At 52.3% G+C, this 9,321-nt stretch carries 12 protein-coding genes; 7 read left to right on the top strand and 5 right to left on the bottom strand.

Translation table 11 applies throughout. The features are described 5' to 3' along the window. The first annotated feature begins 82 nt into the window (after positions 1 to 82). Positions 83 to 820 carry a cupin domain-containing protein gene (locus BLQ82_RS02175; RefSeq protein WP_074647655.1) on the top strand — a complete coding sequence of 246 codons (738 nt, stop codon included), beginning with the start codon at positions 83 to 85 and terminating at the stop codon, positions 818 to 820. Between the two features lie 150 nt (positions 821 to 970). Continuing rightward, positions 971 to 1,183: a response regulator gene (locus BLQ82_RS02180; protein WP_062520580.1), complete on the top strand. Its 213-nt coding sequence runs from the start codon at positions 971 to 973 to the stop codon at positions 1,181 to 1,183. 223 nt (positions 1,184 to 1,406) lie between these two features. Here BLQ82_RS02180 and BLQ82_RS02185 read toward each other — a convergent pair whose 3' ends face one another. Further along, positions 1,407 to 2,399, bottom strand: coding sequence for an acrylyl-CoA reductase family protein (locus BLQ82_RS02185; RefSeq protein ID WP_062520581.1), 993 nt, complete (start codon positions 2,397 to 2,399; stop codon positions 1,407 to 1,409). Between the two features lie 120 nt (positions 2,400 to 2,519). Here BLQ82_RS02185 and BLQ82_RS02190 point away from each other — a divergent pair, with 120 nt between their 5' ends. The 5 genes from BLQ82_RS02190 (at position 2,520) to BLQ82_RS02210 (ending at position 6,185) form a co-directional block, all read left to right on the top strand. Then, positions 2,520 to 3,116, top strand: coding sequence for a TetR/AcrR family transcriptional regulator (locus tag BLQ82_RS02190; protein WP_062520583.1), 597 nt, complete (start codon positions 2,520 to 2,522; stop codon positions 3,114 to 3,116). Positions 3,117 to 3,298: 182 nt separating this feature from the next. Beyond that, positions 3,299 to 4,708 carry an NAD-dependent malic enzyme gene (locus BLQ82_RS02195; protein WP_062520585.1) on the top strand — a complete coding sequence of 470 codons (1,410 nt, stop codon included), beginning with the start codon at positions 3,299 to 3,301 and terminating at the stop codon, positions 4,706 to 4,708. Positions 4,709 to 4,875: 167 nt separating this feature from the next. Beyond that, positions 4,876 to 5,421, top strand: a complete 546-nt coding sequence (locus BLQ82_RS02200) for an AAA family ATPase (RefSeq protein ID WP_062520588.1) — start codon at positions 4,876 to 4,878, stop codon at positions 5,419 to 5,421. Positions 5,422 to 5,490: 69 nt separating this feature from the next. Further along, on the top strand, positions 5,491 to 5,712 hold the full coding sequence (locus tag BLQ82_RS02205) for a hypothetical protein (RefSeq protein WP_062520590.1): 222 nt from the start codon (positions 5,491 to 5,493) through the stop codon (positions 5,710 to 5,712). A gap of 29 nt (positions 5,713 to 5,741) precedes the next feature. Then, positions 5,742 to 6,185 carry a GNAT family N-acetyltransferase gene (locus BLQ82_RS02210; RefSeq protein ID WP_062520592.1) on the top strand — a complete coding sequence of 148 codons (444 nt, stop codon included), beginning with the start codon at positions 5,742 to 5,744 and terminating at the stop codon, positions 6,183 to 6,185. 82 nt (positions 6,186 to 6,267) lie between these two features. Here BLQ82_RS02210 and BLQ82_RS02215 read toward each other — a convergent pair whose 3' ends face one another. The 4 genes from BLQ82_RS02215 to BLQ82_RS32310 all read right to left on the bottom strand — a co-directional run. Beyond that, positions 6,268 to 7,071 carry an ABC transporter permease gene (locus BLQ82_RS02215; protein ID WP_143013328.1) on the bottom strand — a complete coding sequence of 268 codons (804 nt, stop codon included), beginning with the start codon at positions 7,069 to 7,071 and terminating at the stop codon, positions 6,268 to 6,270. Beyond that, positions 7,068 to 7,898 (bottom strand): ABC transporter permease, encoded by an 831-nt coding sequence (locus BLQ82_RS02220; protein WP_062520596.1) that lies wholly within the window; start codon positions 7,896 to 7,898, stop codon positions 7,068 to 7,070. The genes BLQ82_RS02215 and BLQ82_RS02220 overlap by 4 nt, the downstream gene beginning before the upstream one ends. A 63-nt stretch (positions 7,899 to 7,961) precedes the next feature. Next, on the bottom strand, positions 7,962 to 8,777 hold the full coding sequence (locus BLQ82_RS02225) for an ABC transporter ATP-binding protein (RefSeq protein ID WP_244280671.1): 816 nt from the start codon (positions 8,775 to 8,777) through the stop codon (positions 7,962 to 7,964). 296 nt (positions 8,778 to 9,073) lie between these two features. Then, positions 9,074 to 9,321 (bottom strand): hypothetical protein (locus BLQ82_RS32310; RefSeq protein WP_208861941.1); only part of this gene is annotated, 248 nt, incomplete at its 5' end.

The following is a 9,321-nucleotide window of genomic DNA, read 5'->3' on the forward strand; positions in this document are numbered from 1 at the left end:
GGCCTGGGCGGATACATATTCTAACGCAGGAACAGTAAAAAAACGGATTGCTGGAAAGGAAGGCGTTCAGGTGACTTCATACATGGATTACAAATCACCCACTACACAATTTAGCTTTGATGTGAATTCAAACACAACGTTTAAGAAGGATGATTGCAATTATATCAATACCCTGTCGATCAAAGAGCTTAATACACTGGAGAATACATCCCTCCTTGATATTTTTCTCAGCCGCTCAAACGTGGTGGAACCGCATTACCACCAGAATGCCGCTGAGCTCATCTATTGTATCTCCGGGGCTGCCGTCGTCTCGCTGATTAATCCGTTTACGAACGAGCTGCTGCATTTTCCCGTTACACCAGGCCAGGTAGCCAATGTGCCCCAGGGCTGGTGGCATTATGAAGTCGCTACAGTCGATTGTACCCATCTGCTGGCCATCTTCAATGCCCCTGTTCCAGAGGTTATTCTGGGCTCCGATCTTCTGACGATTACCCCGGCGAATGTGCTTGCCCACACCTACTGTCTCAATGAAGCCAAAGTAAAAGACACACTGGCGCCGGTGAAGCCGGGTACCTTCATTGGACCGCCTGCAGACTGCTGCGAACCCGGCAAGGCGGAGGGAGCAAATGCGGCTCATGCCAACAATATGGCTCCGTATACTTATCCGCAGGCTCCGCAACCGCTTCAGCCCTTTGGTTATCAGCCTGCGCCGGTGCACGGCTATTACGGCCAGCCCTATGTCCAGCAGTACCACGGCCAGCCTTATGTTCAGCCTTATCCGGGCCTGCAGACCGCGGCGGGCCCGGCCGGGAATGTGTGAACCTAAGCTTTAACTGAAAAGCCGTCGGACTCTTATGCCTGCCTGGGACCCGTCAAATAGACGGGTTTTTTTACTGTGCCTGATGCTTTTATGGTATCTTATGGGAGGGGCTGCTGCTTCTAAATCACAGAACAACGGAGAATGGATCGGATGAAATATGATTGCTTAATTGTGGATGACGAGGTCATACTGGCAGAAACAACCTGCGAGTATTTTAATATGTTCGAGGTCCGCTCGGCTTATGTTACGGGTGCAGAGGAGTGTGAGCGCTTTTTGCAGGAGCATGAGCCGTCATTGATTCTGCTTGATATTAATCTGGGCCAAACCTCGGGCTTCGAACTAACGTTAGGGGTTTATGCGTAAGTGCAGGCGAGGCATGGGGATTTGATCCAATCTGTAACCGATGCGGATAAATCCATTGCAGACCAGACCGGGGTATATACGACTGCCTTATTTTCGGTGATGGCAGTAATCGTGGCTATTACCGTACTTATTGTCGCGCTGGTTTTATATCTGGTGATGCAGAATATAAATTGCCCCAAAAAACAGCCACCCGCAGGTTGCTCCCGGCGGGTGGCTTCGTTGTTTAAGACAAGCGGACTAATACGCGGCCCCGTGTATTCGATTTGAGAATATCCTCCAGGGCTGCGGGCAGCCCGGTTAGAGTGATCTCACGGTCAACAAGCGCATCCAGTTGTTCCGGCTTCAGATCAGAGGCCATCCGGTTCCATATCTGAATGCGCTGCTCCATCGGACAAGCGACGGTATCGATTCCCAGCAGACTAACACCGCGCAGGATAAAAGGCAGAACCGTCGCCGGCACCGCTGTTCCGGCGGTTAAGCCGCTGGCGGCAACAGAGCCGCCGTAAGCGATTGAGCTGAGCACTGCGGCAAGCGGGGCACCGCCGACCGAATCAACCGCCGCCTGCCACAGCTGCTTGTCGAGCGGCTTGCCGGAACCCCCGCTGACCTCTTCACGCGAGATGATTTCGGCTGCTCCCAGCGTCTTCAGATAGTCTGCTGCATCTGCCCGGCCTGTACTTGCTGTGACTTGATAGCCTTTCTTGGCAAGCATGGCTACTGCCGATCCGCCGACCCCGCCGGTTGCGCCGGTGACCAGCACTTTGCCCTTATCCGGCGCTGTACCGTGAGCCTCCAGTGCCTGGATGGACATGGCAGCGGTATAACCGGCTGTACCGTAGATCATCGCTTCCCGCAGGGTAAGGCCTGCCGGCAGCGGCATGACCCATTCGGCAGGGATGCGCGCATACCCGCTGAAGCCGCCGTAATGGGTGACGCCGATGCCATAGCCGGTGGCGATAACTGACTGTCCTTCCTGGAAACGCGGGTCTGCGGAATAAACAACCGTTCCCGACAAATCAACACCAGGGATAAACGGATAACTCCGTACGATATTCCCGTTCGGGATACTTGCGAGTCCGTCTTTATAGTTCACACTGGAATAAGCAACACGGATCAATACTTCTCCGGCAGGCAATTTCTCCAGCGAAAGCGGCTGTACCGCTACGGAAAAGCTCTCCCCTTTGTCCACAACCAATGCTTCAAAGGTTTCTGTCATGCAGGGTCTCTCCTTTTGACGAGCTGTAATGTAAATCAGTTATATAATATTTATTCTGACCGGTCAACTTTTTATTTTCTATGATATAATATACATTATTCCCTAAATCGTGGAGGTCCTATGGTACGCTACAAGAAATCGGAAGAGAAACGCAAACAGATTTTATCCGCTGCCTTTCAGGCGTTGTCCGAGCTGGGGTACGATTCCATAACCCTGCAGACCATCGCCGATCATGCTGAAGTCAGCAAAGGGGTTGTGCATTATTATTTTGACAACAAGGAAGCGGTTCTGGTGGAGCTGCTGGAATGGCTGACCGCAAAAATATCCGCCAAAGAGCAGGCAGCGGTGCAGGAGCAGCAGACAGCAGCAGGCAAGCTTAGGGCTTACATTGATTCCGCATTCCCCGGACCTGCGAAGAACCGTTCCTTTTACCGTGTATATCTGGATTTCCTGGCCAGAGCCAGCCGGATTCCGGTGTACCGGGAGATTAATCAGCGTTTCTATGACAACTGCGCACGGATCAGCACGGAGGTGCTGACACTGGGCCAGAAGGAAGGGATTTTTGCCAAGGAACTAGTCCCGGACACTACAGCCCCAGTTATCCGTGCGATCATTGACGGCTGCCTGATCCAGTGGCTGATGAAAGACGACGACGCGCTACATACTGCATATAAGGAATCGTGCTATGAGGCGGTGCTGAGGGTGCTGAGGGTGTAAAAGGCTTTGATGGGTTTTCTGCATACATGGAGCGTGCAAAGCATTGCCGGGACGGTAAGTTTAAGCGAAACTGCAATTGGTGGTATTCATTTTTTGTGTGCTGCAAGCCAGATAATATTATGTATAAAATGTGAACTGTAGTATATTGGACATAGATTGGTCAGAAAAAGGAGGCTAGCTCTATGTCGATTGCGACAACGATGATTATCCGGCTGGAAATCCGCAAGTCAGTTGCGACTTTTGGGGATGTGGCGTCGAGACTGGCTGCGGTCGGTGGCGATATCGTGGCCATTGACGTGATTCGCGCAGGCAAGGATGTAACTACACGGGATATTACGGTCAATGTGCAGGATGCCGCGAATGAAGAGATTATTACGGTGCTTACAGACATGCCGGGGATTAAGGTCATCAATATATCAGACCGGACCTTTCTCGCCCATATCGGCGGCAAAATCGAGATTACCCCCAAGATGCCGATCAAGAACCGGGAGGATCTGTCACTGGTCTATACGCCGGGTGTGGCGCGTGTCTGCATGGCGATTGCTGAGGACCCGGGCAGAGCCTATTCCCTTACGATGAAAAGAAACACGGTAGCTGTCGTCACCGACGGCACAGCAGTGCTGGGGCTGGGCGATATCGGACCGGAAGCGGCGATGCCGGTGATGGAGGGGAAGGCGATGCTGTTCAAGCAATTGGCAGATATCGATGCTTTTCCGTTGTGCCTGGATACCAAAGATCCCGAAGAAATTATCCGTGTCGTGAAAGCGGTTACTGCCGGGTTTGGCGGTATTAACCTGGAAGACATCAGCTCTCCGCGCTGCTTCGAGATTGAGCGGCGGCTGTCCGCTGAATTGGATATTCCGGTGTTTCATGACGATCAGCATGGGACGGCGGTTGTAGCATTGGCCGGTCTTTTGAATGCGCTGAAGGTGGTCGGGAAAAGGGTAGAGGATTGCCGGATCGTCGTAGTAGGCATCGGGGCAGCGGGTGTTTCGATCTGCCGTCTGCTGCTGGCGGCGGGGGCACGGAAGCTGTATGCGGTTGACCGGGCGGGCATTCTGCACAAGGGCCAGACGTATGACAATGCCGAGTGGAGCTGGCTTGCCGAAGCCACCAATCCCGAGGGGCTGACCGGAGGGCTGACGGAGGCGATGCAGGGGGCGGATGTATTCATTGGGGTATCCAGTGGAGGCATCCTGAGCGTGGATCATCTGAAAAGTATGGCGGAGGATAACATCGTCTTTGCCATGGCGAACCCGATTCCCGAGATCGAACCGGAGCTGGCCGAGTCTTATGCCCGGGTCGTGGCTACCGGAAGAAGCGATTATCCGAATCAGATCAATAATGTGCTTTGTTTTCCGGGGATTTTCCGCGGGGCACTGGATTGCAGGGCCAAGGTGGTGAATCTGGAGATGAAGCTGGCTGCGGCCCAGGCGATTGCTTCGGTGGTTCATCCGGACGAGCTCAATGAGCAGTATATCATCCCGAGTATTTTTAATGAGAAAGTGGTTGAAGGCGTACGGGAGGCGGTCATCCGGGCCGCAATCGCAACAGGTATGGCACGCAGGCTTCCGCCTGACATTTCGGAGTAAGACAGGTTAACTCCAAGATGGCAACATCGTTATAGGCCGGCAAAAGGGTACAGCGAGAAGTGTCGCTGTATCTTTTTTTAAAAATAAGCATACTGAGTTAGACACTATAAATTACTATTTGTGTTATTAATACAATTAGCTGAAATTAGCTCATTATAGGAGGGTACATGTACAGCAGAATTCATATTATGGGGGCTTCGGGAGCGGGAACCAGTACGCTGGGCAGGTCTTTGGCTGAACGTCTGCCGCATGTGCATTTGGACAGCGACGATTATTTCTGGGAACATAAATATACTCAACAGACAGAGCTTACAGAAAGGCTGCGCACGATCCAACGTGATCTGGACCAGCAAGAGCCCTACATATTGTCCGGTGCGGTCTGCGGATGGGGTGACGGGCTGCGCCCTCGTTTTGATCTGGTGGTATTTCTGTGGATTCCGCCGGAAATCCGGCTTGAACGCCTGAGAATGAGGGAATATGAGCGTTATGGTGCGGACAGTCTGCCTGGCGGCAGCAAGTTTCAAGAGGTGCAGACTTTTATGGAGTGGGCGGCTTTATATGATACAGCGGGTCCTGAAGTCAGAAGCCGGGTGCTGCATGAGGAATGGATGTCACGGTTACAGTGCCCTGTGCTGAGGTTGGAAGGGGATATGACAGTGGATGCGCGGGTGGAGGCTGTACTGCGGGAATATGGTGATCAAGTTTCGGAATAGTACATACGAAGGAGCGGATAAGCTGGGGGAAATACACTATTTTTTACTAAAAAGGCGGGCGTAGTGCTTATGCAAATTGGACTTATCAGGCATTTCAAAGTCAAGCCTCCTTCTGGACCATTTTGGATGTCAGCAGAGCAGTTCAGCAAATGGATATTGGAATACGAACAAGCGGAACTTCTGCATACTGATTATGCGGTGACCGATTATGAATGGAACAGATGTCTGTGCAGCGATCAAGGGATGATTCATCCGCAAAATGGGCAGCTATATATCTATGAAAAGGAATAATAAAACAACGGAAAGCGGGATAACTGCAAATGGTCACTATTAAGGAAATTGAGTACGAATCACTAGGCGCATTGAACAAGCTCTACGATGAACTGATCGGTCATCCTACGAACCCGCAGAAGCTCGAGGCAACCTTTCGCACAATTCAGGCAGACAGCCGGTACATACTGTTAGGCGCTTTTGTAGACGGGGAACTGCTGGGCTCGATGATGGGCATTGTATGCCAGGATCTTGTTGGCGAGTGCCGTCCGTTTATGGTCATCGAGAATGTGGTCGTTTCTTCCCGCTCACGGCGCCAGGGCCTCGGCAAAAAGCTTATAGCTGCCCTGGAGGCCATCGCTCACGAAAGAGACTGTTATTACATCATGTTCGTCTCCGGGGAGAAGCGGAAGGAAGCGCATATTTTTTATGAGGCGATGGGCTACCGGGAAGAAAAGGTGGAGGGATACCGCAAGCATCTGAGCTCGCATTGAGGGCAGCTTGCGGTCCCCGCACTCTTGCTGCTGCAATGGCCCGATATTTCAGCAGTAATGGTGGACAGCCCACCATCGAGAATCAGCTTCCCGTGCTCTTATAATGTCTCACTCCAAAACACCAGACCAGCAGCGAAAAGCACAGGAATGCCGCACCCGCCGGAAGGGCGAGGTATCCCAGCCACTGCGGATAATTCCAGCCGCATACCGCAGCCGCAGGGTAGAAGCTGATAAAAAGCATGGGCAGCACAAAGCTGAACATGCTTTTTAGTGCTCTTGGCATATAAGGCTCGGGACAGCGGGTGATCTGGTAGCTGGCATTGGTCAGGAGATAGATCCAGTCCAGGCCTTTGATGGTAAAGAACGCAAGCCCCGAGGTAAGCACAAATACCCCGCAGTACATGATGCAGCCTCCCGCCAGCGCCAGGACGAGGATTAGAAGCTTCCCCGGAGTAAGGGAAACGCCAAGCTCCGAAAGTGCCCAGCCCACGGCACAGATCCCCGTAACCGGCCGGACCAGACGGTGCAGATGAAACCGCGAGGCCGCCACCTGGACGAACAGGGAGCGGGGGCGGAGCAGCAGCCTGTCGAAGTCGCCGGAGCGCAGCATCTGCCACGGGAAATAATCGAAGCCGCGGCACAGGCTCTCCGCCAGCCCAAAGGAAGCCACCGCCAGCGCATAGACCAGAATAATATGGGCCACCGTCCATTCCCCGATATTGCCAAAGCGGGAGAAGAGCAGCACGGTCGCAATCGGGTCTGAGATGACCACGACAAGCACCTGTATCAGCATCAGCCACCAGCCTTTGTATTCCATGCCCGACAGCAGATGCATCCGCAAGTATTTGAAATAGATTTTGCCTTCAGCGATCATCCTTCCGTTCACCCTCCCTGTACGATAATATTTTTGAGTTTATGGTTCATGATGGTTCGTCCGGCAGCGATAAAGACGATACTCCAAAAGAACTGCAGGCCAATTGCAGGCAGGGCAGCGGATGGCGTCAGACTGCCGATATACAGCTGAACCGGGATATCCGCAAACCCGCCAAACGGCTGGAGATAGAGAAAGGTCTGCATGAAGTCAGGCCAGAGACGGAGCGGAAGATAAGTGCCTGACAGGATTCCGCTGAACAGCAGCAGCATATACGTAGGCCCGTCGCCCCAGGTGATGTTCAACCGTATCGCCGTCACGAACATGGCAAAAGAGGAGCACAGCACAAAGGCCATCCCGGCAGACAGCAGAAAACAGGCAAAGCCAAGAGCGGAAGCCGGGGCACCGAGTGCGTAGCCCGCAGGCATCAGAAGACCGGCCAGGATTGTGGCAAGGCTGCGGAGCCAGGCGGTGCCCAGCTTGCCTGCCGAGCTTTTGACGAACCAGTGTGTGTACAGATTGAGAGGGCGGCACAGCTCGACTCCGACATCGCCGTTGTTGATTTTACCCATAATCTCACTGTCAATGCTCATCGTTTGCAGCACAAACAGCCCTTGGGCGAGCCACACATAGGATATGGTTTGCGGTAAAGCAAGCCCGTTGTTATTCCAGGCGCCGTTATCGCTGTATGTATAAAACACGGTGAACAGCACACATTCCAGCAGTCCCCAGAACACGCTGACGAACACGCCGGATATGGCGGAAACGCGATACTGCAATCCTTCGGCCATTCTTATGCGGAAGAGGGAAATGCAGGCCTTGCAGGTACTCCGGAAATTCATTTCACACCTCCTACAAGTTTTGTGAGCTTCGGGTGCATAATCTTAAGTTTTGTGAGCATCCGCTTAAACCAGTGACAGGTCATTATACATGGCAGCAATCATGGCATCCGTATTTACCTTCGTAATTACCTCGGGAGCATATTTCTCCTGCAGGCCGCCAAGCCGTCCGTCATACAGCAGCTGTCCATGCCCGATGACCATCACCCGCTCGCAGAGCGCTTCAATGTCGTCCATATCATGGGTGGTTAAGACCATGGTTACCCCGTATTTGCGGTTTTCTTCTTTTAAAAAGTTCCGCAGCGCAAGCTTGGATACAGCATCAAGCCCGATGGTCGGCTCATCCAGGAAGAGTATTTTGGGCCGGTGCAGAAGAGCGGCTACCAGCTCGCAGCGCATCCGCTGCCCCAGTGACAGCTGTCTGACAGGTGTCTTTAAAAGCGCTTCCACTCCAAGCGTTGCCGTTAGCTCAGCAAGTCTTGTTTTATAATCCCCGGTGGGTATCGCGTAAATATCCTTCAGCACGTCAAAAGAGTCCGCCACCGGCACATCCCACCACAGCTGGGACCGCTGCCCGAACACAACGCCGATCTTGGAGACATGCTCCACACGATTCTTCCAGGGAACCTTGCCCATAATGGTGCATTCGCCATTGTCGGGTGTGAGGATGCCGCTCATCACCTTGACCGTAGTGGATTTGCCGGCACCGTTGGGCCCGATGTATCCGACAAGCTCGCCTTCGGCAATCTCAAAGCCGATTCCAGCCAGCGCTTCCACTTGCGTCACATTGCGCATAAAGGCCCCCTTCAGCAGCCCCCATTTTCCTTCGGGCCGTTTATACACCTTAAAGGTTTTACGGATATCTTTGAGTACAATTTGCATCTGGTGCACCTCCTTCGTGCAGAAGATCATAACATTTACGGGCAGCTGAGATAAAATGGCATTCATCCGTTCGTAGTTCCACCCGAGTGGTACTGGAGGGGCTATCACATGAAATTGCTCCATTTTTCATAAAAATGCTTGCTATCTTGACATTTCCGTGCTATATTAATTTTATAGTTAACGCAAGTAAACCATATTTTTTTTTACATATGTGTTTCAAAAATTGTCTTTAGATACCGGTGGATTTTTCACCGGTATTTTTGCGTTGGTACACCTTTTTTCTGTCAGATGGGAGGTCAATTTATGCTGTATTCGAGCAGAAGGTCTCTGTGCAGTGCGGAGAATGGAATGTTTCGGTAGGAAGCGCTGGCACACACCTTTAGGAAGCAGTTGCAGACAGGCCACATGAGAAAATAAGAGGTGAAGATACCTTTGATTTCGGCGCAGATAGGCCATATGGCGAAATGAGAGGTAAAAATACCTTTGATTTCGGTGCAGGCAGGCCATATGGCGAAATGAGAGGTAGAAATACCTTTGATTTCGG

The sequence above is a fragment of the Paenibacillus jilunlii genome (genome assembly GCF_900102965.1).
Lineage (GTDB): Bacteria > Bacillota > Bacilli > Paenibacillales > Paenibacillaceae > Paenibacillus_AQ > Paenibacillus_AQ jilunlii.